Source organism: Bacillus sp. ISL-41, from assembly GCF_018613235.1.
In the GTDB taxonomy this organism is placed as follows: Bacteria; Bacillota; Bacilli; order Bacillales; family Cytobacillaceae; genus Mesobacillus.
The window spans coordinates 1-21,436 of sequence record NZ_JAGGQP010000002.1; the positions used below are offsets into that span (position 1 = coordinate 1).

Annotated in this window: 20 protein-coding genes; 1 reads left to right on the forward strand and 19 read right to left on the reverse strand. The window is 45.9% G+C overall.

Annotated features, from left to right (window positions below; all coding sequences use genetic code 11):
• Positions 1 to 158 precede the first annotated feature (158 nt).
• The 13 genes from spoIIR to J7I80_RS00555 form a co-directional block, all read right to left on the reverse strand.
• Positions 159 to 857: a stage II sporulation protein R gene (gene spoIIR, locus J7I80_RS00500; RefSeq protein ID WP_214735510.1), complete on the reverse strand. Its 699-nt coding sequence runs from the start codon at positions 855 to 857 to the stop codon at positions 159 to 161.
• 98 nt (positions 858 to 955) lie between these two features.
• The gene (gene prmC, locus J7I80_RS00505; RefSeq protein WP_251027518.1) at positions 956 to 1,822 is read right to left on the reverse strand and encodes a peptide chain release factor N(5)-glutamine methyltransferase; all 867 of its coding nucleotides are present in this window, start codon (positions 1,820 to 1,822) and stop codon (positions 956 to 958) included.
• On the reverse strand, positions 1,815 to 2,888 hold the full coding sequence (prfA, locus tag J7I80_RS00510) for a peptide chain release factor 1 (protein WP_214735486.1): 1,074 nt from the start codon (positions 2,886 to 2,888) through the stop codon (positions 1,815 to 1,817). Before prfA ends, prmC begins: the two co-directional genes overlap by 8 nt.
• 287 nt (positions 2,889 to 3,175) lie before the next feature.
• A complete protein-coding gene (locus J7I80_RS00515) occupies positions 3,176 to 3,625 on the reverse strand; it encodes a hypothetical protein (protein ID WP_214735487.1) in 450 nt (149 codons plus the stop codon).
• 142 nt (positions 3,626 to 3,767) lie between these two features.
• On the reverse strand, positions 3,768 to 3,902 hold the full coding sequence (locus J7I80_RS23415; RefSeq protein WP_285289105.1) for a hypothetical protein: 135 nt from the start codon (positions 3,900 to 3,902) through the stop codon (positions 3,768 to 3,770).
• Between the two features lie 37 nt (positions 3,903 to 3,939).
• Entirely contained in the window at positions 3,940 to 4,560 is a 621-nt protein-coding gene (locus tag J7I80_RS00520) for a thymidine kinase (protein ID WP_214735488.1), read from the reverse strand.
• Between the two features lie 312 nt (positions 4,561 to 4,872).
• The gene (gene rpmE, locus J7I80_RS00525) at positions 4,873 to 5,088 is read right to left on the reverse strand and encodes a 50S ribosomal protein L31 (RefSeq protein ID WP_214735489.1); all 216 of its coding nucleotides are present in this window, start codon (positions 5,086 to 5,088) and stop codon (positions 4,873 to 4,875) included.
• Positions 5,089 to 5,231: 143 nt separating this feature from the next.
• Positions 5,232 to 6,506, reverse strand: coding sequence for a transcription termination factor Rho (rho, locus tag J7I80_RS00530; RefSeq protein ID WP_167831280.1), 1,275 nt, complete (start codon positions 6,504 to 6,506; stop codon positions 5,232 to 5,234).
• 294 nt (positions 6,507 to 6,800) lie between these two features.
• Positions 6,801 to 7,763: a class II fructose-bisphosphatase gene (gene glpX / locus J7I80_RS00535; RefSeq protein ID WP_041964630.1), complete on the reverse strand. Its 963-nt coding sequence runs from the start codon at positions 7,761 to 7,763 to the stop codon at positions 6,801 to 6,803.
• Positions 7,764 to 8,017: 254 nt separating this feature from the next.
• On the reverse strand, positions 8,018 to 9,304 hold the full coding sequence (locus tag J7I80_RS00540; protein WP_214735490.1) for a UDP-N-acetylglucosamine 1-carboxyvinyltransferase: 1,287 nt from the start codon (positions 9,302 to 9,304) through the stop codon (positions 8,018 to 8,020).
• Between the two features lie 310 nt (positions 9,305 to 9,614).
• On the reverse strand, positions 9,615 to 10,262 hold the full coding sequence (gene fsa / locus J7I80_RS00545; RefSeq protein ID WP_214735491.1) for a fructose-6-phosphate aldolase: 648 nt from the start codon (positions 10,260 to 10,262) through the stop codon (positions 9,615 to 9,617).
• Between the two features lie 99 nt (positions 10,263 to 10,361).
• The gene (locus J7I80_RS00550; protein ID WP_214735492.1) at positions 10,362 to 11,219 is read right to left on the reverse strand and encodes a class II fructose-bisphosphate aldolase; all 858 of its coding nucleotides are present in this window, start codon (positions 11,217 to 11,219) and stop codon (positions 10,362 to 10,364) included.
• 319 nt (positions 11,220 to 11,538) lie between these two features.
• On the reverse strand, positions 11,539 to 11,907 hold the full coding sequence (locus J7I80_RS00555; RefSeq protein WP_041964634.1) for a response regulator: 369 nt from the start codon (positions 11,905 to 11,907) through the stop codon (positions 11,539 to 11,541).
• Positions 11,908 to 12,106: 199 nt separating this feature from the next.
• Between J7I80_RS00555 and J7I80_RS00560 the strand changes: the two genes are divergently transcribed.
• Positions 12,107 to 12,628, forward strand: coding sequence for a DUF2529 domain-containing protein (locus J7I80_RS00560; protein ID WP_214735493.1), 522 nt, complete (start codon positions 12,107 to 12,109; stop codon positions 12,626 to 12,628).
• Positions 12,629 to 12,729: 101 nt separating this feature from the next.
• Here J7I80_RS00560 and J7I80_RS00565 read toward each other — a convergent pair whose 3' ends face one another.
• The 6 genes from J7I80_RS00565 to J7I80_RS00590 all read right to left on the reverse strand — a co-directional run bounded on the left by J7I80_RS00565 (position 12,730) and on the right by J7I80_RS00590 (position 20,869).
• Positions 12,730 to 14,331 (reverse strand): CTP synthase, encoded by a 1,602-nt coding sequence (locus J7I80_RS00565; RefSeq protein ID WP_214735494.1) that lies wholly within the window; start codon positions 14,329 to 14,331, stop codon positions 12,730 to 12,732.
• 255 nt (positions 14,332 to 14,586) lie between these two features.
• A complete protein-coding gene (rpoE, locus tag J7I80_RS00570) occupies positions 14,587 to 15,147 on the reverse strand; it encodes a DNA-directed RNA polymerase subunit delta (RefSeq protein WP_214735495.1) in 561 nt (186 codons plus the stop codon).
• Positions 15,148 to 15,264: 117 nt separating this feature from the next.
• Entirely contained in the window at positions 15,265 to 15,471 is a 207-nt protein-coding gene (locus tag J7I80_RS00575) for a hypothetical protein (RefSeq protein WP_192471921.1), read from the reverse strand.
• 323 nt (positions 15,472 to 15,794) lie between these two features.
• Positions 15,795 to 19,055 carry a fused isobutyryl-CoA mutase/GTPase IcmF gene (gene icmF, locus J7I80_RS00580; protein WP_214735512.1) on the reverse strand — a complete coding sequence of 1,087 codons (3,261 nt, stop codon included), beginning with the start codon at positions 19,053 to 19,055 and terminating at the stop codon, positions 15,795 to 15,797.
• Between the two features lie 20 nt (positions 19,056 to 19,075).
• Positions 19,076 to 19,711 (reverse strand): TetR/AcrR family transcriptional regulator, encoded by a 636-nt coding sequence (locus J7I80_RS00585; RefSeq protein WP_214735496.1) that lies wholly within the window; start codon positions 19,709 to 19,711, stop codon positions 19,076 to 19,078.
• An 18-nt stretch (positions 19,712 to 19,729) separates the two neighbouring features.
• Positions 19,730 to 20,869 carry an acyl-CoA dehydrogenase gene (locus J7I80_RS00590; RefSeq protein ID WP_041964639.1) on the reverse strand — a complete coding sequence of 380 codons (1,140 nt, stop codon included), beginning with the start codon at positions 20,867 to 20,869 and terminating at the stop codon, positions 19,730 to 19,732.
• Positions 20,870 to 21,436: the final 567 nt, after the last annotated feature.

The window sequence follows — 21,436 nt, forward strand, 5'->3', positions numbered from 1 at the left end:
AGATATTTAAAGTAATTGTCAAGAATTAAGGGGTCAGACCGAATTCACTGATATAAATTCAAAAAGTGGTCGATATATTTGGAAATCCGCCAATATATTTGCCTTCAAACTATGTTTTCAGCTAAAAATTGCCCCTGCGGCCTGCGCAGGGGCTTATTTTATCCGAAAATCCTGTTCCAGATCTCGACGAGGAAGAATGATACTTCAACTTCCTCTTCTTCTTCGCCGCCTTCATATACCTTTTTCTTGCCTTTTTTATCTTTTTTCCCATCATCAAGCTTGGCATCAGCAGACTCGTCTTCTGCGTCCACTTTTACATCGCCCTTGCTGTCGTTTTCATCAAAGCCTTCGCTTGTTGCTTCACCGTTTGAGAAATCAAGGAAGCATAGCGGCGGATAGAGGACGCACCACCAGTTCGCGCCTTCGCCTTCGCCAATCGTGATCAGGATGGCCTCGTATTCACCTGCTGGGTAGAGGAACTGCCCATATAATTTAGTAGGAAACTGGACTTTGTCAAACTCTGTTTTTACAGATTGATTTGAGCCTTCCGCTGCGACGACTCTTTCCGCGATTGCCTGGATTTCCGGAAGCCTGGATTTAATGATCTCCCTCGCTGCCTCGATTGACGTCAGCTCCTGGACCCATGTCGTGATTTCTTTGTTCACTTCATCGCGGATCAGGCGTTTGATATTCTGATCCTTTTCCAAATCGCTGTCGGCGAGGATCCTCAAGCGAATCGCCTCATTCGGAATGACCATCGCTTCCTTCGCGGTCACTTCATTTTTTGGTGTATATAAACTTAAAATAGTACCTGCACATAGTAATAATATGTATATAATAGCGGCTGATTTTTTCATCATCATCTCTCGCACCGTCCCTTCACTAGTAAACAGTGTGGACAGTTTGATAGATTCTTAAACTAGTAATTTTGAAAAAAATTGGACCCCTTTTTTTATCAGGAGTCCAACTCAGCGAAAACCATCCGGTCCTTGCCATTAATATCAAAAACAACTTCAACATTGGCGTACGGGAAGGTTTTTTCCAAAAGCGCACGTACTGCTTCACCCTGGCCAGCGCCGATTTCAAAGCCAACCAATGCTTTTTCTTTTAAAACAAGCGGAAGTTCGTCCATGAAGCGGCGATATAGATCCAGGCCGTCTTCGCCTGCAAAAAGCGCCATATGCGGTTCATGATCAGTGACGATGTCTGACATCCACTCCTGGTCCGCAACAGGGATATATGGCGGGTTGGAGATGACCGCATCGACTTTTTTCCCCTGTAAAATGAGCGGCTGGAGCAGGTCGCCATGTAAAAACTCGATTTCAGCACCAAGCTCGCTGGCATTTTTCCGCGCCACTTCAAGAGCGTCTTTGGAGAGGTCAACCGCTGTTACCTTCAACTCTGGTTTTTCCAGCTTCAAGGTGACCGAAATCGCGCCGCTGCCGGTGCCGACATCGACAAGATCGATTTGATCGCTTTCCGGAAAAAGACAGTCCAGCCGCTGGAGTGTTCCTTGCACAAGTTCTTCTGTCTCAGGCCGGGGAATCAGCACAAGCTCATTCACAATGAAGCGGCGGCCGTAAAACTCCTCACTGCCAATGATATATTGAATCGGCTCGCCGTCAGAATGCCTTTTTACAGCAGCCTGGAACTCAGTCCAAACCTCCCCATCCAGTTCATCGCGCATCTTCATCAACATGGAAGTGCGGGACAGCCCCGAATAGTGCCGCAGCAAAAGCTCACCGGCGAATTCCTCACGATTATGTTCTTTTAAAAAAGAAGAAGCCCAATTGAGGGCTTCAAATATTTTCACACTAGTCATTGTTCGCACTCTCAAGTCTTTGAGACTGATCTTCCATAATTAGCGCTTCGATGATCTCATCCATCTTGCCCTGAAGGATCTGGTCAAGCTTCTGGATAGTCAGGCCGATACGGTGATCGGTCACGCGGTTTTGCGGGAAGTTGTACGTGCGGATACGCTCAGAGCGGTCCCCTGTACCTACAGCAGATTTACGAACCTGGTCATACTCCGCCTGTGCTTCCTGCTGGAACTTGTCATAGACACGGGCACGAAGAACCTTCATCGCCTTGTCTTTGTTTTTATGCTGTGATTTTTCATCCTGGCATGATACAACAATTCCTGTTGGAATATGCGTCAGACGTACAGCTGACATGGTCGTGTTAACAGACTGTCCGCCAGCACCGCTGGATGCGAATGCATCAAAGCGAATGTCTTTATCATGCAGCTCGATTTCCACTTCTTCAGCTTCAGGAAGGCAAGCCACTGTAGCCGTAGAAGTATGGATCCGGCCGCCTGATTCCGTTTCCGGAACACGCTGGACACGGTGAGCACCGTTTTCGAACTTCATTTTGGAATATGCGCCATTCCCATTGATCATGAAAATGATTTCCTTGAAGCCGCCCACGCCAGTCGTGCTGGCATCGATAACTTCCGTCTTCCAGCCCTGTGATTCCGCATAACGGCTGTACATCCTGTAAAGATCACCGGCGAATAACGCAGCTTCATCGCCGCCTGCAGCTCCGCGGATTTCCATGATAACGTTTTTGTCATCATTAGGGTCTTTAGGGATCAGAAGGACCTTGATGCGAGCTTCAAGCTCCTCGATTTGCGGTTCCAGCTCGGAGATTTCTTCCTTCACCATCTCACGCATCTCAGCATCGAGCTTTTCCTCGAGCATCGCTTTTGCATCAGTCAGCTGCTCTTTGACTTCCTTATATTCACGGTAAGCCATGACCGTTTCCTGAATGTCAGACTGCTCCTTAGAATACTCGCGGAGCTTCTTGGAGTCATTGACAACTTCCGGGTCACTCAATAGCTCATTCAATCTTTCATAACGATCCTCTACTGCTTGAAGACGATCAAACACGGACATTCACCTCTATTTTAATATCCTTTTAAATGGATTATTACTCTATTCACGTTTGTATTACCGGTTATTCAATAAGTCCAATTACATAGCATAACATTCTAATTATAGTATAGGTGACACCCTCAGTCAAAGCCATTGTGAATAGAAGCTTGCAAACGCCTCGGTCAGCCCCGGCAAGCGCTGGAGCTGGCCACTAATTCAAATTTGAAAAGGTGGAAGTGCACTTTCAGTACAACGGAAAAAGCATGCCCTTTTACGAGAGCATGCTGCTGCAATGCAAACTTCTATTGAATATCAACGTTAATGTCATAGCGTGGCAATGCTCTGGTCAGCTTTTCCTGAAGTGTCTTTTGGGCATTTTCACGGTCTTTTCTGGTCACGCGGCCTTGGAGTTGTGCGGTTACGTTCATTTCGCCGCCGTTGATCCAGATCGAGCCCGGCTGATAGCCTGCATCAGAAATGACATCCTTCGCTTTTTGGACGTCCTGAGAAAAGTTATAGTGGTTTTCATTATCGGTGTTCAGCAAATTTGGGTTCTGGTCGGTCATTGTCATGCCGTCATCCTGGTCCCTCGTAAAATTCGGACCGTCTCCTTCGCGGACTCCATCATCATCTCTATTCAAGTCCACGCCAGCCTGGTCTTCATCCTTGTCATAAACTGATTCGGTATTATCCTGGCCACATCCAGCAACCATAACCACTGCAAACGTAAGCAATATGAGTAATTTTTTCAAATTAAGGCACCTCCCGTGGTTAAGTTGCCCTTTTCAGGGTCTTATCATGCGTTTTCGATAAGAATGCCGTCAAAATACTTGTGCTTTTTCTCAGAAAAAGTACCTTTTTTCGCAGTAATCCTTAACTGGAAAAATTATTCTCTTACTCAAGCAGGATAATTGCCCGAAGATGAGTGATATTCTCCCGAAGTTGGCCAATAATCCTTCCGTGTTCAGCAATAATTGCCAAAAAAAGACGAATAATCGTGCCGTCATCCAAATATAGGAAGATCTCCACAAAAAAAATCCCCCCGCTGCCGGGAGGATCACTCACTTTATGTTAAGCTTTCAGTCGTTGTTTCGATTTTCAGCTCGTTTGGTGATTTAGGCACTTCATGATGGTGTCTGCATCGTGGTTCGTAGGATTCAGACGCGCCAACGAGGATGATTGGATCATCATAAGAGGCTGGCTTGCCGTTGATCAAACGCTGTGTACGGCTGGATGGTGATCCGCAGACTGCACACACAGCCTGAAGCTTGGTCACATTTTCGGCAACAGCCATCAATGCAGGCATCTGTCCGAATGGCTCGCCGCGGAAATCTTGATCCAGACCGGCAACAATAACACGGTAGCCGCTGTCTGCAAGATGCTGGACGACCGGAAGGATTTCATTATCAAAAAATTGCACTTCATCAATGGCAATGACATCGATCTCAGGGTTGATATGCTTGAAAATATCAGTAGAGTTGGCAATAGGCTTTGCAGTAACTGCAGTTCCGTTGTGTGATACAACCGATTCTTCGCTGTAGCGGTTATCAATCGCAGGCTTGAATACAGCAATTTTTTGCTTGGCGAATTGAGTTCTGCGCACGCGGCGGATTAATTCTTCGGATTTACCCGAGAACATGCTGCCGCAGATCAATTCGATCCAACCGCTTTGTTTCATAACGTACATGGTCGGCCTCTCCTTCCTCGGTGGAAAAATGGAATCGCTCTTACGCTTTTGGTGCTCGAGCGGATTTAAACAAAAAGCTGCTTTCGTAGAATTATGGCTTTTTCATGCCATAAAGGTACGAAAAAAGCCTGATTAAAAGTTCGACACTTTTTTCAGCTTTTTCCATTATAACAAAAATCAGTGCTGAATCCAGACTCAATATTAAAGTTCACAAAATTAAATTTATGTACCCAAAACACGGGCAGTTTTTCAAAAAAAGCAAAATAAAAAACAGGCAAGTCGCAAAGCTTCTTGCCTGTTTGGTTTCTTATATTACTGTTCCTGGTTGTTTTTAAGACCGTATTTCTTATTGAAACGGTCAACACGTCCGCCAGCTTCAGCAAACTTTTGACGTCCAGTATAGAATGGGTGGCACTCAGAGCAAGTTTCAACGCGAATCTCGTTCTTTACAGAACCAGTTTCGAATTCGTTGCCGCATGCGCAAGTCACCTTAACTGTTTTGTAGTTTGGATGAATTCCTGATTTCATTCTTTTCATCTCCTTCCGCCCTGAATCATATCCGAAACAGAGTTATAATCAACGGTTATACCGTTATTGGAAAAACACACTGAACTCATTATAACAAGTCCAACTATATATTTCAAGTTAGTTTTTACACCCAGAATATGGATTTACGAACGCTTGTTATTGCCCTTCATTTCTTCACCAAGGACAGCGAAGAAATCTTCGTTCGACTTGGACAATCTTAGCTTGCGCAGGAATTTTTCTGCGAAATCCGGAGAATCTGACATCGATTTGCGGATAGCCCACAGCTTGTCCAGATGATCCTTTGGAATAAGAAGTTCTTCTTTACGCGTTCCGGACCTGCGGATGTCGATGGCCGGGAAGATTCTTCTTTCGGCAAGTGAACGATCAAGGTGAAGTTCCATGTTTCCAGTTCCCTTGAATTCTTCATAAATGACATCATCCATGCGCGAGCCAGTATCTACGAGCGCTGTCGCAAGGATCGTCAAGCTGCCGCCTTCCTCAATATTACGGGCAGCACCGAAAAAGCGCTTCGGACGGTGGAACGCCGCAGGGTCAATACCGCCGGACAATGTACGTCCGCTTGGCGGGATAACAAGGTTATAAGCACGGGCAAGACGAGTGATGCTGTCCATAAGGATGATGACGTCGCGCTTGTGCTCAACAAGGCGCATCGCGCGCTCAAGCACAAGTTCAGCAACCTTGATGTGGTTTTCAGGCACTTCGTCAAAAGTGGAGCTGACAACATCGCCCGCAACGGAACGTTCGATATCTGTTACCTCTTCCGGACGCTCATCGATCAATAGCACGATCAGTTCTGCTTCCGGATGGTTTGTCGTAATGCTGTTCGCGATTTCTTTTAAAAGCATCGTCTTACCAGCCTTTGGCGGAGCAACGATCAAGCCGCGCTGGCCAAATCCGACTGGAGCGATGACATCCATGATCCTGGTCGACACTTTGTTATGAGTGGTTTCTAGCTTCATCTGCCGATCAGGATATAGCGGCGTCAATCCTGGGAAGTGAACCCTTTCCTTAGCGGATTCAGGGTCATCTCCATTGACTGCCTCAACCTGGAGCAAGCCGAAATAACGTTCATTCTCTTTAGGAGGACGTACTTTCCCTGATACTTTATCTCCATTCCGTAAATCAAAACGGCGGATCTGCGAAGCCGAAATATAGATATCCTCAGAGCTTGGCGAGTAGTTGATCGGGCGCAGGAAACCGAAGCCTTCTGACTGGATGATTTCCAGAACACCTTCCATGAAAAAATAGCCCTGCTGTTCAGCACGCGCTTTTAAAATAGCAAAAATAAGTTCTTTTTTCGTTAATTTACTGTAGTAAGAGACTTTATATTCTTTTGCGAGTTCATAAAGCTCTTTTAATTTCATATTTTCTAAGCTTGAAATATTTACTTCCATAATGTCACCACGCCTTAAAATATTTCGATTTCCCCCATAAAAAATGTAATAAGAATTTCAGCGTATGGATGGAAAAAGAAGAAATGAGTTACCTTTGAAGGTTGTAAGAAGGAATTAATGAAGGTGTACAACTGATTTGTGTTCATTCTAATCAACATGAGCAGTAAAACAATTTTCATTTTACCCTTAAACAGGAAAAATAATCAATCTTTTTATTTATTCGCTCCCTTTTGCTGCATAATGCGGCAAAGGGAGCGGAATCTGTAAGGGTTATCGGTTCATTTTAAAAAAATAAAATTATTTCATTACTAGATGCGGCTTTTTCTTCAGGCTATGCTGTCCTTCAATGAAGCGGACTGTTCCTGATTTTGCACGCATGACGACTGAGTGGGTTGAGCCGTAAGAGCCTTTGAATTGGACTCCTTTAAGCAGCTCGCCATCTGTTACGCCTGTTGCTGCGAAAATAGCATCGTCACCACGGACGAAATCTTCCATAAGAAGAACTTTATTGACATCAATGCCCATTTTTTTGCAACGCTCGAGCTCAGCATCATTTTGAGGAAGCAATCTACCCTGGATTTCGCCGCCAAGGCTTTTCAGCGCTACTGCTGCGATGACACCCTCAGGTGCTCCACCCGAACCGAACAGGATATCCACGCCGGTAGTATCAAACGCTGTATTGATTGCGCCAGCAACATCTCCGTCATTGATTAACTTGATCCTTGCACCTGCTTCACGAAGCTGGGCAATGATATGTTCATGGCGAGGACGGTTCAATACTGTCGCTACAACATCTTCAATATCCTTGTTCTTCGCTTTAGCCACTGCCTTCAGATTATCAAGAACGGAAGCATTGATATCGACCATTCCGACCGCTTCAGGCCCGACCGCAAGTTTATCCATGTACATGTCTGGAGCGTGAAGCAGGTTGCCGTTATCCGCTACAGCCAGGACTGCAAGGGCGTTCCAGCCGCCTGACGCTACAATGTTCGTTCCTTCCAAAGGATCGACTGCAACATCCAAGCGCGGACCATAGCCTGTCCCAAGCTTTTCACCGATATATAGCATCGGCGCTTCGTCCATTTCTCCTTCACCGATCACGACTGTACCTTTCATCGGGATGGTGTCGAATACATCTCTCATTGCCGACGTTGCAGCATCGTCAGCTTCGTCCTTTTTACCGCGGCCCATCCAGCGGGCTGAAGCAAGCGCAGCCGCCTCTGTCACGCGGACAAGCTCCATCGTTAAGCTACGTTCCATATGATCATCCCCTAATCATGAAAGGGGCTAATGCCTGCCGAAAAAAGTATACCTCTCAATCCATTCCTTTTCAGTCCGTTCCATTAATCAGCTTTCTCCTCGTTAGCCGATTATGTCTTCGGAACTGCTTAGGAAGCGGAAATTGATGCTGCCGCAGTTGGCAGCTAGATAGTCAATTAGGTTATACTATTCTACGGTTTCGATAAGCAATAGCACCACTTTTTGTATTGTACAGCTCTATTGTACTATACTTTTTATGATTTTTTTATCTCTTCTTGTTCTTCAGAGGTCAGATCTTCCCGCCAAATTGTGGCACCGAGTCCATTGAGCTTTTCAACGATATGGCTGTAGCCGCGATCGATATGGTCGACACCGGTGATTTCAGTCACACCTTCAGCCATCAGTCCGGCAATGACAAGCGCTGCTCCGGCACGGAGGTCACTGGCCTTTACTTTAGCTCCCTGAAGCTTGACCGGTCCGCTGATGATCGCCGATCTGCCCTCGACTTTGATATTGGCATTCATTCTTCTCAGTTCGTCGATATGCTTGAAGCGAGCGCCATATATGGTATCTGTCACGACACTGGAGCCCTCAGCTCTCGTAAGCAGCGCAGTGAATGGCTGCTGCAAATCGGTCGGGAAGCCAGGGTAAACAAGCGTCTTGATATCGATTGCTTTATACTTTTCAGATGGCGCAACATAAATTTGCTCGTCGCTCGCTTCGATTTTAGCGCCCATTTCCTTCAGCTTGGCCACAAGTGATTCAATATGCTGAGGTATGACATTATCAATCGTCACACCATCACCAATAGCAGCGCCAAGGATCAAGTATGTCCCAGCCTCGATCCGGTCAGGAATGATTGTATGTCGGCAGCCATGAAGCTCGTCAACGCCATCGATACGGATGACATCCGTTCCCGCGCCTTTGATTTTCGCACCCATATTGGTGAGCAAAGTCGCTACATCAATGATTTCCGGCTCTTTTGCTGCATTTTCAATGATTGTGCGCCCTTTTGCACGGACAGCAGCAAGCATGATGTTGATCGTCGCCCCAACGCTGACGACGTCAAGATAAATCCTCGCACCGCGAAGCTCGTCAGCACGCAGGTAAATCGCGCCCTGTTCGTTCGTCACGCTTGCACCAAGTGCTTCGAATCCTTTTATATGCTGGTCGATCGGCCTTGGGCCTAAATGGCAGCCGCCCGGCAGTCCGATGACAGCCTTTTTGAAACGGCCCAGCATCGCTCCCATTAAATAGTATGAAGCTCGCAGCTTTTTCACTTTTCCATTCGGCAAAGGCATGGAAATCATGGAAGACGGATCCACCGTCATTTCATTGTTCGAGAATTCAACAGAACCGCCGATCTCCTCCATTAAGTCCTTGAGCATATGAACGTCGGAAATATCCGGCAAACCTTCAATGGTCACAGGCGATTCAGCTAAAATCGTTGCTGGGATCAAGGCCACTGCACTGTTTTTCGCGCCGCTGACCCGAACAGTCCCTTTTAAAGGATAGCCGCCTGCAATCTTAAGCTTTTCCATTTTTGACTCCCTTCTAAGCCGTGATGTATTAAGGTCAAGCTGGAGATGCAAACTTTTTACAGCTAAGACCGATATAGGCTCTACTTAGATTTGATTGAATACCGAAATCAATGAGGTATATTTTTCCATTAAAAATATTCAGATTCCGGGAGTTTTCTATTCCTTTAGTTTACACGATATTCCCAAATTCATGTAATAAAATGCAAAAAAGATTAAATTGGGTAAAACTTCCTAACAGGCGTCACTTTAGCACTTTAAACTACTGGGGGTCTGACCCCCAGTGCTGTGATGCGTTAATGTGTGTTGCGGTTTACTGTCCGCGTGATTCCCAGTCTTTCAGGAATGCTTCGATGCCTTTGTCTGTTAGCGGGTGGTTGAACATTTGCTGGATGACTTTGTATGGTACGGTTGCGATGTGTGCGCCTCTTAGTGCTGCGTCTGTTACGTGCTGTGGGTGGCGGATGGACGCTGCGATGATTTCTGTGTCGATGCCGTGGATGGTGAAGATGTCGGCAATCGTTGAAATCAGGTCGAGTCCGTTATGGCCGATATCATCCAGGCGGCCTAAGAATGGGGAAACGTATGTAGCTCCCGCTCTTGCAGCCAGCAATGCCTGGTTCGCACTGAAGACCAATGTTACGTTCGTCTTGATTCCTTCTTTTGAAAAGACAGAGACTGCTTTCAATCCTTCTGGTGTCATCGGAACTTTGATTGTAATGTTAGGAGCGATCGCAGCTAGCTCTTTTCCTTCTCTGATCATGCCTTCTGCATCTAGCGCGATGACTTCCGCGCTGACGGAACCAGGAACCAGTTCAGTGATTTCCTTCAAGCGGTCTTCAAACTTCACATTCTTTTCTTTTGCCACGAGTGACGGGTTGGTGGTAACCCCTGATAAAATTCCCAGTGTATAGGCCTCGCGGATTTCTTCCATATTCGCAGTATCGATAAAAAACTTCATTTGTAAACGCCTCCAGTCGACAAAATTTTCAAACTTATATAAATGGACAAAAACCGCCTTATTGTAAGGCGGTTTAATTATAACAAATTTCTATTGCTTTTACGCTTTGTTAGAAGAACCGAATTCGCGCATTTTGCCGATTACAGTTTCCTTGATTGCGTCGCGAGCTGGTCCAAGGTATTTACGTGGATCGTACTCGTTAGGCTTTTCAGCCAATACCTGACGCACAACTTTAGCTGAAGCAATTTGGTTTTCAGTGTTAACGTTGACTTTAGCTGTACCGAAAGAAATAGCTTTCTGGATATCTTTTGTTGGGATACCAGTTCCGCCGTGCAATACTAGTGGTACGCCTGCAGTCTTATTGATTTCTTCCATCTCTTTGAAACCAAGGTTTGGTTCGCCTTTGTAAGGACCGTGTACAGAACCAAGTGCAGGAGCCAGGCAGTCGATGCCAGTGCGCTGAACAAGTTCTTCACACTCTTTAGGATCTGCATAGATAACGCCGTCAGCAACGACATCATCTTCCTGTCCGCCGACTACTCCCAATTCAGCTTCAACAGAAACGCCTTTTGAATGAGCGTATTCAACAACCTTTGAAGTGGTTGAAACGTTCTCTTCGAAAGGACCGTGAGAAGCATCAATCATGACAGATGTGAAACCTGCGTCAATTGCTTCTTTACATTTATCAAAGCTTGAACCATGGTCTAAGTGGATTGCGACAGGAACTGTTGTTTTGTAGTCCTCCATCAATCCTTCTACCATTTTCACTACTGTTTTGAAGCCGCCCATATAGCGTGCAGCACCTTCAGAAACACCAAGGATTACTGGTGACTTCTCAGCTTCTGCAGCCTGAAGGATCGCTTGAGTAAATTCAAGGTTATTTAAGTTAAATTGCCCAACAGCGTAGCCTTCCGCATTCGCTTTTTTCAGCATTTCAGTCATTGAAACTAAAGGCATATCATTTCCTCCTTCATTATGATCAATCGTCATTTGACTATGCTACCCTTTTAAAGGTTTTCCCTCTCTGCATTTGATTATGTACCCGAGATGGCATTCATCAAAACGAAATGATCCTGTGGAATTCATAAGTATCATACCAAAAGAAAATCAGAATTGCCATTGTTCTAGCCTTGTTTTTGCAAGTGTCATAAAAATGCTATAAAGCAAGCGCTACCAATAATTTCACTAGTCTGGAAACTCGGATTTTCCCTGCTTTTTAAAAGGAAATGCCCTCTGAAAAGTCGAGAGGGCATTTCTATGTAATCTGTATAAAATATTACGAAACGGTTTGTGAGTATTTCTTTACAGCTGCCCGGATGTCGTCGATATCGAATGGTTTGGCGAAGTGTGTCAGCGCCCCAAGGTCCATTGCTTCCTGGATCATATCGAGCTCGCCGTAGGCGGTCATGATGATGACGCGGATATCCGGATCGATTACCTTCATTCTTTTTAGGATTTCAATTCCATCCATACCAGGGATTTTCATGTCCAAAAGAACGAGATCCGGTGGATGCTTTTTCACGATATCCAGGGCCTGGACGCCATTTGCAGCCTGATACGTTTGATAACCTTCTTTTTGCAGCACTTCATTAAGTAGAATTCTGATGCCAAACTGGTCGTCTACAATAAGTATTTTTTCTTTCATGCCGCCTCTTCCCCCTAATAAATGTAGTATGTTGTTAAATGTATTTGTCCAGGAAACGGTTTCGTCTTATCCCCATTTACACAATTCGTTAAAAAGCTTGAAATTCCTCCCATATTTTCAAACATATTTTTCGACAGATGCTTTTTCATTCCCATTGTAGTACTTTATAATCAGTATTGGCAAAAACGGAGGTGCTGTTATGTTAAAAATGTTTTCGACACAGCTGACAGGTTTGTTCAACAGACTTCAGGAAAAAGAAGAATTTTCAATTGAGGATGGAGCGCGCCTGCTGGCACAAGCTGCAGCTGGTGAGGGCACGGTTTATATTTTTGGTACAAAGGAGATGCAGGCAGTTGCCCTCGAGGCCGTCTATGGCGAGGAACCGCTGCAATCCGCTGCGATTTTAACAGAGGAAGTAGAACTAGAAGCTGCTGATCGTGTTCTTATTGTAAGCCGGTACGCAGATAACAAAGAGGCTGTGGAAGCAGCACGTGACTTACAGGAGAAAGGGATTCCATTTGTGTCCATCTCCACTGTCCGTGACGATCAAGAAGCCGAAAGTCTGGATACTATGGCTGACGTGCACATCGATTTAAGGATCAAAAAAGGGCTCCTGCCTGATGAAATGGGCAACAGAGTCGGCTATCCTACCTCCATCGTTGCATTATTCATTTACTTCGGGTTGAAATTCACGATTGAGGAGATTTTGGAGGAATACTAACAGAGTGGGTCTGGGACAACAGGTATTAAAATGGATCAACTGAAAATCCATACACACAAAAAAGCCGGTGATTTCACCGGCTTTTTGCTTATGTTCCGCGATTATTTACGTGACTTGATTGATGCTTCGATGAAGTCCCTGAATAATGGCTGCGGGCGTGTTGGTCTTGATGTGAATTCAGGATGGAACTGGGATGCCAGGAACCATGGGTGATCTTTCAGTTCGATGATTTCTACCAATCGGCCATCTGGGCTTGTCCCTGAGAAGAGGAAGCCCGCTTTTTCCATTGCCTGGCGATATTCATTGTTGAACTCATAACGGTGGCGATGGCGCTCGTAAATCAAATCATCGCCATATGCCGCGAATGCTTTCGTGTCTTCACCAAGCTTACATGGATATAATCCAAGACGAAGTGTTCCGCCAAGGTCTTCGATATCCTTCTGTTCTGGAAGAAGGTCAATGATCGGGTACGGCGTGCTCGGCATGATTTCCGCAGAGTGAGCATCTTTCAGGCCAAGAACATGGCGTGCGAATTCAACGGATGCCAGCTGCATGCCCAGGCAGATTCCGAAGAATGGCACTTTGTTTTCACGCGCGTATTTGGTCGCAAGGATCTTCCCTTCGATACCGCGGTCACCAAATCCACCTGGAACAAGGATGCCATCGACGTCGTTAAGCAATTCAACGACATTTTCTTCTGTTACTTCTTCAGAGTTGACCCATTTGATTTCAATATCGCTGTCAAATGCGTAACCTGCATGCTTCAATGATTCAACCACTGAAATGTAGGCGTCCTGAAGCTCAACATATTTACCGACAAGTGCAATTTTTGTTTTATCAGAAAGATGCGTCACTTTCTCAACAAGAGCATTCCACTCTGTCATGTCCGCTTCGCCGCAATCAAGCTTGAAGTGGTCGCATACAAGCTGGTCCATCTTCTGCTCCTGCAAGGCAAGAGGGATTGAATATAATGTATCAGCATCTGCAGCTTCGATTACCGCTTCCTTATCAATGTCACAGAATAGGGCAATCTTGTCCTTCATGTCCTGTGAGATTGGCATTTCTGTACGAAGAACGATGATGTTAGGCTGGATGCCAAGGCTGCGAAGTTCTTTTACGCTATGCTGGGTTGGCTTAGTCTTCATTTCACCAGCCGCCTTGATATAAGGAACTAGCGTACAGTGAACATACATGACATTGTCACGGCCAACATCGTTCTTGATCTGGCGGATCGCTTCTAGGAACGGCAGTGATTCGATGTCCCCTACTGTTCCGCCGATTTCAGTGATGACAACGTCAGCGCCAGTTTCTTTTCCAGCACGGAAAACGCGGTCTTTGATTTCATTCGTGATATGCGGGATAACCTGTACTGTTCCGCCCAGATAGTCACCGCGGCGTTCTTTTTTCAAGACAGTCGAATAGATCTTTCCTGTCGTCACGTTGGAATACTTATTTAGATTGATATCAATAAAGCGCTCGTAGTGGCCAAGGTCCAGATCCGTTTCAGCTCCATCGTCTGTAACGAAAACCTCGCCGTGCTGGTAAGGACTCATTGTCCCCGGATCCACGTTGATGTATGGATCGAATTTCTGGATTGTGACGTTCATGCCCCTATTTTTCAGCAATCTTCCAAGAGAAGCTGCCGTGATCCCCTTACCTAATGACGAAACTACGCCGCCTGTTACAAAAATATACTTTGCCATTGTGTAATCCCCCTCATCAAACAGTTTGTACAATATGTACCTGTTTAATTGATTTATTAAAAAAATTTTTAACGATCTCATTGGTCTGCTGTTCGCGATGCAAACCTATTTGTATGGGGGGTTCTGGACAAAATAAAAAAAACGCCCCGCATACATAGTATGGGGAGCGTTTTGTTGCTGTTTTACATAATCGTCCTTTTTTAAGGAGCCCAAAAAGTATTCTACAGCCGGTCCTGGTAAAAGTCAAGCTGTTAATTACAGTTCTTCGTCCTCGTCATCTTCCTCTTCCAGTTCAAGCTCTTCGTCTTCCTCTTCGTCTTCTATCAACTCTTCATCGTCGTCGAAATCGTCAGTGTCTTCAAGGTCCTCATCGAATTCTTCTTCTTCATCATCATCTTCGTCCAGGGCATCATCGTCATCATCTTCATCAAATTCATCGAAGTCAAGATCTTCCTCATCGATCTCATCGAATTCGTCAAGATCGAGGTCATCCTCATCAACAGCCTTCTTCGATTTCTTTTTCTTAGGCTTGACTGTCGTGACATTATCTTCTTCGATTTGGTCAACAGGATACCAGACGCGAAGCCCCCAGCGGCCTTCCCCCTGGGACATGAAACGTCCATCTATGTTTATATCTGTATAGAACTGAACCATTTTTTCGCTTACATCGGCCTCGTCCAATTTTAGAATGCTCTTGATTTCAGTCATCAGCTCTTGGAACGTGATCGCTTGCTTCTTTTCTTTTAAAATTTCGTAGGCAACTTCAATCAATGACATTTCTTGAAGCTCTTCTTTTGAGTATTGACTTAAACTCAATCTTCGCACTTCCTTTCTCTATTCCAGGCCTTACCCGGCCCTGCGTCCGAAAACAAGGAAAATATCCCAGAATGCATATTCTACATTATAAACAAATTCTAAACCTTTATGCCAGTTTTATCTGTCGTTTTCTTGCCTTTTTTCGCTTTCATCGTCCACTTTCCCGCTGCCAGTCCTTTTTCGCTTTTTAAGCTGGGCATATGCCATGAAAAAGAAGACAATCGAAAGAATGAAAAAAGATATCGCACCGAGCTGACGCTGATAAAGATAATACATGGCTGCAGCTGCCATAACAGCTCCTGCCGTTAACAACACAGATCTCACAAATTTCACATCCTGAAGTAGGTCGTATGTATTAGCTGATACCTAGATTATATAAGATTATCTTGTAAAAGGTATGAAAAATTCTTTAAAAGTTGTTTTTCACGATGTTTTTTCCGGACAAAACTCATCTTACCTTCAAGCCCTCTGTATTTTAAGGTTAAGGTTATTTTACGAAAAAGAGCTTAACAAAATGCAAGATGGCTCATAGTTTTCCTACAAGCCACCTTGCCCAATCCAGGTCCATTGCAAAATCTCTAATGCCACGTCCTACCTTTATACACAATCTCTTATGATTTTAAACAAGCCATACACTTATGCTGCCTTTACATATTCCTGCGGAACTGGCCGCCTACTTCATATAGTGCCCTTGTGATTTGTCCAAGGCTTGCGTATTTTACCGTTTCCATCAGTTCAGCGAAGATATTGCCTCCGCTGACGGCTGTTTCCTTCAGGCGGTTGAGCGCTTCTTCGGACTGATCCTTATTTTTACCCTTGAAGGCTTCAAGGTTTTGGATCTGGGTTTCTTTTTCCTCTTTCGTCGCACGTGCCAGCTCCATCTTGTCGATTTCTTCCTCGGATGGTGGATTTGGATTCAGGTATGTGTTCACTCCGATGATCGGCAGCTCCCCTGAATGCTTTTTCATCTCATAGTACATCGACTCATCCTGGATTTTTCCGCGCTGATACTGTGTTTCCATAGCGCCGAGCACGCCTCCGCGATCATTGATCCGTTCAAACTCCTGAAGTACTGCTTCCTCTACCAAATCCGTCAGCTCTTCGATTATGAACGCACCCTGCAGCGGATTCTCGTTCTTAGTCAAGCCGTGCTCCTTTGTGATGATCATCTGGATCGCCATTGCGCGGCGGACAGATTCTTCCGTCGGAGTTGTGATTGCTTCGTCATATGCATTTGTATGAAGCGAGTTGCAGTTATCATGCAATGCCATCAATGCTTGAAGCGTCGTACGGATATCGTTGAAGTCGATTTCCTGTGCGTGTAATGAACGGCCGGATGTCTGGATATGATACTTCAGCTTCTGGCTGCGCTCATTTGCGCCATACTTGTTCTTCATGACTGTCGCCCAGATGCGGCGGGCAACCCGGCCAATCACTGAATACTCAGGATCAAGACCGTTTGAGAAGAAGAAGCTCAGGTTTGGCGCGAAATCATCGATGTTCATGCCTCTGCTCAAATAGTATTCAACATATGTGAAACCATTTGAAAGCGTGAAGGCCAGCTGTGAAATTGGGTTCGCTCCTGCTTCGGCAATATGATAGCCGGAAATGGATACAGAATAGTAGTTTCGAACCTTCTCGTCGATAAAATACTGCTGGATGTCGCCCATCATTCTTAACGCGAATTCAGTAGAGAAGATACACGTATTCTGTCCCTGGTCTTCTTTTAAAATATCTGCCTGCACTGTTCCGCGAACTGTCTGGAGCGTCATTTCCTTCACTTGTGCAAACTCTTCATCATTCAGCTTGCGGCCAAGCTCTGCTTCCTTCTTTTGCACCTGCTGTTCAATTGCCGTGTTCATGAACATAGCCAGTATAATTGGCGCCGGTCCGTTGATCGTCATCGACACAGAAGTTGATGGGTGGCAAAGGTCAAATCCTGCATACAGCTTTTTCATGTCGTCAAGCGAGCAAACGCTTACCCCGCTCTCGCCGACCTTACCGTAAATATCCGGACGGTAATCAGGATCTTCCCCGTATAAAGTAACAGAGTCAAAAGCTGTGCTCAATCGCTTCGCGCTGTCGTCCTTGGACAGGTAATGGAAACGGCGGTTCGTCCGTTCCGGTGTCCCTTCACCAGCAAACTGGCGCTTCGGATCCTCGCCCTCACGCTTGAACGGGAATACGCCTGCTGTATACGGGAAGCTTCCTGGTACGTTCTCAAGGTATACCCAGCGCAAGATTTCACCGTAGTCCTTGTACTTCGGCAATGCCACTTTAGGAATACTTAAACCTGAAAGGCTCTTAGTCTTTAGCTCAGTGACTATTTCCTTATCGCGGATCTTCGTTACGAACTGGTCCGCACTGTACTTTCCCTTGAGGGATTCCCAGTTTTCGAGAATATATTTGGACTCAGGAGTCAGCTTCTTCTCTACTTCTTCTTTTAATACCTGAAGTGAGGAAACTACTTCGCTGTTTGTTTCTCTTTCTTTTACCGCCTCAATTGCCCCTTCAAGCTGGAACAATCTGCGGGCGAGGTCTGCCTGCTCGGCCGCATGCTTATGATAACCGCGTACCGTTTCTGAAATTTCCCGCAGGTAATAACGGCGGTCGTTCGGGATAATGACATTCTGTTTTTCGACTACTGCATTTGTAGAGAAAGATGTTGTCCAGTCTGTGCCTGCTTTTTCATTGATTTTATTGACAAGTGCAGCAAATAGCGCGTTCGTGCCAGGGTCGTTAAACTGGCTGGCTATTGTGCCGTACACTGGCATTTCATCAAGTTCTTTGTCAAAAAACATATGGCTGCGCTGATACTGCTTCTGTACCTGGCGCTTCGCATCCTCGGAGCCTTTGCGCTCGAACTTATTGATAACGATCAGGTCTGCATAATCAATCATGTCAATTTTCTCAAGCTGTGACGGCGCACCGAATTCGCTTGTCATCACATACATGGAGACATCGCAGACATCGGTGATTCCAGCATTGCCCTGTCCGATTCCGCTTGTTTCGACGATGACAAGATCGAAGCCTGCTGCTTTCACAACGTCGATCGCATCTTTGATTGCCAGCGATAGTTCAGACCTGGATTGTCTTGTTGCAAGGCTGCGCATATAAACGCGTGGAGAGAATATCGCGTTCATGCGGATCCGGTCACCGAGAAGTGCGCCGCCAGTTTTTTGCTTAGTAGGGTCTACAGATAAAATCGCTACTCTTTTTTCAGGAATTTCATTGATGAATCTTCTGATCAGTTCATCCGTCAATGAGCTTTTACCAGCCCCTCCTGTACCAGTGATACCCACCACAGGAACAGATTTTGACAAGGTCTTTACTTTTTCCATCAGTGTTTCAACAGCGGCTGCTGTTTCTTTTTCCGAACCGACATGCTGCTCGGCAAGCGTAATCAGCTTGGCTACCGCGTTCGGGTCACCTGCTTCAAGCTTCTCGATTTCCTCGACACCTTCTGGAGTAACTGTCGGGAAATCACATTCCTTGATCATCTGTTCGATCATGCCATTAAGGCCGTATTTCCGGCCGTCTTCCGGTGAAAAAATCCGGGCGATTCCGTATTCATGAAGCTCTTTTATTTCCCGCGGAATGATGACACCGCCGCCACCGCCGTAAATGCGGATATGTGATGCCCCTTTTTCCTTTAAAAGATCGTACATATACTTAAAATATTCTACATGGCCGCCCTGATAGGAAGAAATCGCAATCCCCTGTGCATCCTCCTGGATCGCGGCATTGACGACCTCCTCAACAGAACGGTTGTGGCCAAGATGGATGACCTCGCCACCAAGTGACTGGATAATCCTGCGCATAATATTGATTGAGGCATCATGGCCGTCAAACAAGCTTGAAGCTGTCACAAAGCGAATATGATTCTTTGGCTTATACATTTCCGGCATACTCATTTTGTTCCCCCTGTTCATAATTTCATTTTCGACCCCTTTATACCCTTGAAAAGCAGTTCGGTCTGCAGCTCCGTATACTCCTCGAGAGTGTACAGTTTTTGCAGCGCCCAGCGGCGGAATCCCCACATCTGCCCCTGAACGAAAATATCATGGGCAATGATTTTGACATGTTTCTTATCCAGGTCAAGCTCGCCATTTTCGACGCAGCGCTGGATGACATCCTCAAACATCCCCACCATCTCGATTTCTTTCTTCAGCACGTAAGGAAGGGCATCCTTTGTCAGCGACTTTACCTCCTGGTACATGACAAGCACTTCATCCTGCAGATCGTCCATTACTTTAAAGTAATTGGCGATCCCAACCTTCAGGCTCTCAAGCGTTCCCTGGTTCGTATCAAGATTTTCCTGAAGGCGGTCGCGAACCTCGTCATAGATACTGTCACAGACAAGATACAGCACATCTTCCTTCGTGCGGATATATTCATAAAGGGTACCGATGCTAAAGCCTGAAGCCCGGGCAATCTCTCTGGTCGTCGTGCGGTGGAAGCCCTTCTGCTTGAAAAGGGTTACGGCCCCTTTAATCATCTGGTCGCGCCTTTTTTTCACAAGTCGCTCATCTTTTACCGACGCCTGCACTTCTCGCTTTTTCATCAACATCTACCCGCCTTGTTATTTCGTCAGCATCCTGGAGATTACGAGGCGCTGGATTTCCTGTGTTCCTTCATAGATTTGCGTGATTTTCGCGTCGCGCATGAAGCGTTCAACTGGATAATCCTTCGTGTATCCATAGCCGCCAAATACCTGGACAGCTTCCGTTGTCACTTTCATTGCCGTGTCGCCGGCGAACAACTTGGACATCGCAGATTCCTTTCCGTATGGAAGACCTTCAGACTCAAGCCATGCAGCCTGGTAGGTTAGTAGCCTTGAAGCCTCAACTGATGTTGCCATGTCCGCAAGCTTGAAGCCGATTCCTTGGTTCGCCGCAATTGGCTTGCCGAATTGTTGGCGTTCTTTCGCATAATCGACTGCAGCATCAAGCGCACCTTGAGCGATTCCAACAGCCTGTGCTGCGATACCGTTGCGGCCGCCATCAAGCGTCATCATCGCGATTTTGAAACCTTCGCCCACTTCACCAAGGATGTTTTCCTTTGGAACGCGGCAATCTTCAAAGATGATTTCTGTTGTTGGAGATGAACGGATACCGAGCTTTTTCTCCTTCTTACCGACAGAAAAACCAGCGAAATCGCTTTCGACGATGAAGGCAGTCGTTCCCTTATGCTTGCTTTCAGGATCAGTCAATGCAAACACAACATAGATATCCGCTACACCGCCGTTTGTGATGAAGATTTTTGAACCATTCAGTACATAATGGTCTCCGTCTTCTTTGGCAGTCGTTCTCATTGCACCAGCATCTGAACCGCTCCCTGGCTCAGTCAGGCCGTATGCGCCGATACTTTTTCCTTCAGCCATCGGGCGCAGGTATTTTTGCTTCTGCTCTTCGTTTCCAAACTTGTAGATCGGCCAGCCAGCAAGCGATGTGTGTGCTGAAAGCATAACGCCTGTAGATGCACAAACACGGGACAGCTCTTCAACCGCGATGCAATAGGCAAGATAGTCGCTGCCGATGCCGCCGTACTCTTCAGGCCACGGAATACCAGTCAGGCCAAGCTCCGCCATCTTGTCAAAAATCTCGCGGTCAAAGCGTTCCTCTTCATCACGCTCTGCAGCTGTCGGAGCCACTTCATTCCTCGCAAAATCACGGACCATTTTTCGGATCATTTCATGTTCTTCGGATAATCGAAAATTCATTTTAGTTTCCTCCGTTACTGTTGGATTAGTTTATATAGGTAGCTGTTACATACAACTTGCTGATTACGGGTTTTCTTGACAACTTTTCGGCTTTCACTGTCAAACCTGTCACGATTCCAGGCTTTTTTTGACAGCTTTTCAGCTTCCACTGTCAAACCTGTCACGATTCTAGGCTTTTTGTGACAACTTTTCGGGTTCCACTGCCAAACCTGTCACGATTCCGAGCTTTTCTTGACAGCTTTTCGGGTTCCACTGCCAAACCTGTCACGATTCCAGGGCTTTTCTTGACAGCTTTTCTGGTTCCACTGCCAAACCTGTCACGATTCCGGGCTTTTCTTGACAGCTTTTCGGGTTCCACTGCCAAACCTGTCACGATCCCGGGCTTTTTGTGACAACTTTTCGGGTTCCACTGCCAAACCTGTCACGATTCCGAGCTTTTCTTGACAGCTTTTCGGGTTCCACTGCCAAACCTGTCACGATTCTAGGCTTTTTGTGACAGCTTTTCATCTTCCACTGTCAAACCTGTCACGATTCTAGGCTTTTTGTGACAGCTTTTCTGGTTCCACT

Excerpts from the sequence above, each read along its gene's own strand:
- prmC (WP_251027518.1), bottom strand. The coding sequence starts at position 1,822 with ATGACTAGTGTGAAAATATTTGAAGCCCTCAATTGGGCTTCTTCTTTT.
- glpX (WP_041964630.1), bottom strand. The coding sequence starts at position 7,763 with ATGGAACGTAGCTTAACGATGGAGCTTGTCCGCGTGACAGAGGCGGCT.
- J7I80_RS00550 (WP_214735492.1), bottom strand. The coding sequence starts at position 11,219 with ATGCCTTTAGTTTCAATGACTGAAATGCTGAAAAAAGCGAATGCGGAA.
- J7I80_RS00555 (WP_041964634.1), bottom strand. The coding sequence starts at position 11,907 with ATGAAAGAAAAAATACTTATTGTAGACGACCAGTTTGGCATCAGAATT.
- spoIIR (WP_214735510.1), bottom strand. The coding sequence starts at position 857 with ATGAAAAAATCAGCCGCTATTATATACATATTATTACTATGTGCAGGT.
- icmF (WP_214735512.1), bottom strand. The coding sequence starts at position 19,055 with ATGCCGGAAATGTATAAGCCAAAGAATCATATTCGCTTTGTGACAGCT.
- J7I80_RS00560 (WP_214735493.1), top strand. The coding sequence starts at position 12,107 with ATGTTAAAAATGTTTTCGACACAGCTGACAGGTTTGTTCAACAGACTT.
- rpmE (WP_214735489.1), bottom strand. The coding sequence starts at position 5,088 with ATGAAATCAGGAATTCATCCAAACTACAAAACAGTTAAGGTGACTTGC.
- J7I80_RS00520 (WP_214735488.1), bottom strand. The coding sequence starts at position 4,560 with ATGTACGTTATGAAACAAAGCGGTTGGATCGAATTGATCTGCGGCAGC.
- J7I80_RS00585 (WP_214735496.1), bottom strand. The coding sequence starts at position 19,711 with ATGAAAAAGCGAGAAGTGCAGGCGTCGGTAAAAGATGAGCGACTTGTG.
- fsa (WP_214735491.1), bottom strand. The coding sequence starts at position 10,262 with ATGAAGTTTTTTATCGATACTGCGAATATGGAAGAAATCCGCGAGGCC.
- J7I80_RS00565 (WP_214735494.1), bottom strand. The coding sequence starts at position 14,331 with ATGGCAAAGTATATTTTTGTAACAGGCGGCGTAGTTTCGTCATTAGGT.
- J7I80_RS00590 (WP_041964639.1), bottom strand. The coding sequence starts at position 20,869 with ATGAATTTTCGATTATCCGAAGAACATGAAATGATCCGAAAAATGGTC.
- J7I80_RS00540 (WP_214735490.1), bottom strand. The coding sequence starts at position 9,304 with ATGGAAAAGCTTAAGATTGCAGGCGGCTATCCTTTAAAAGGGACTGTT.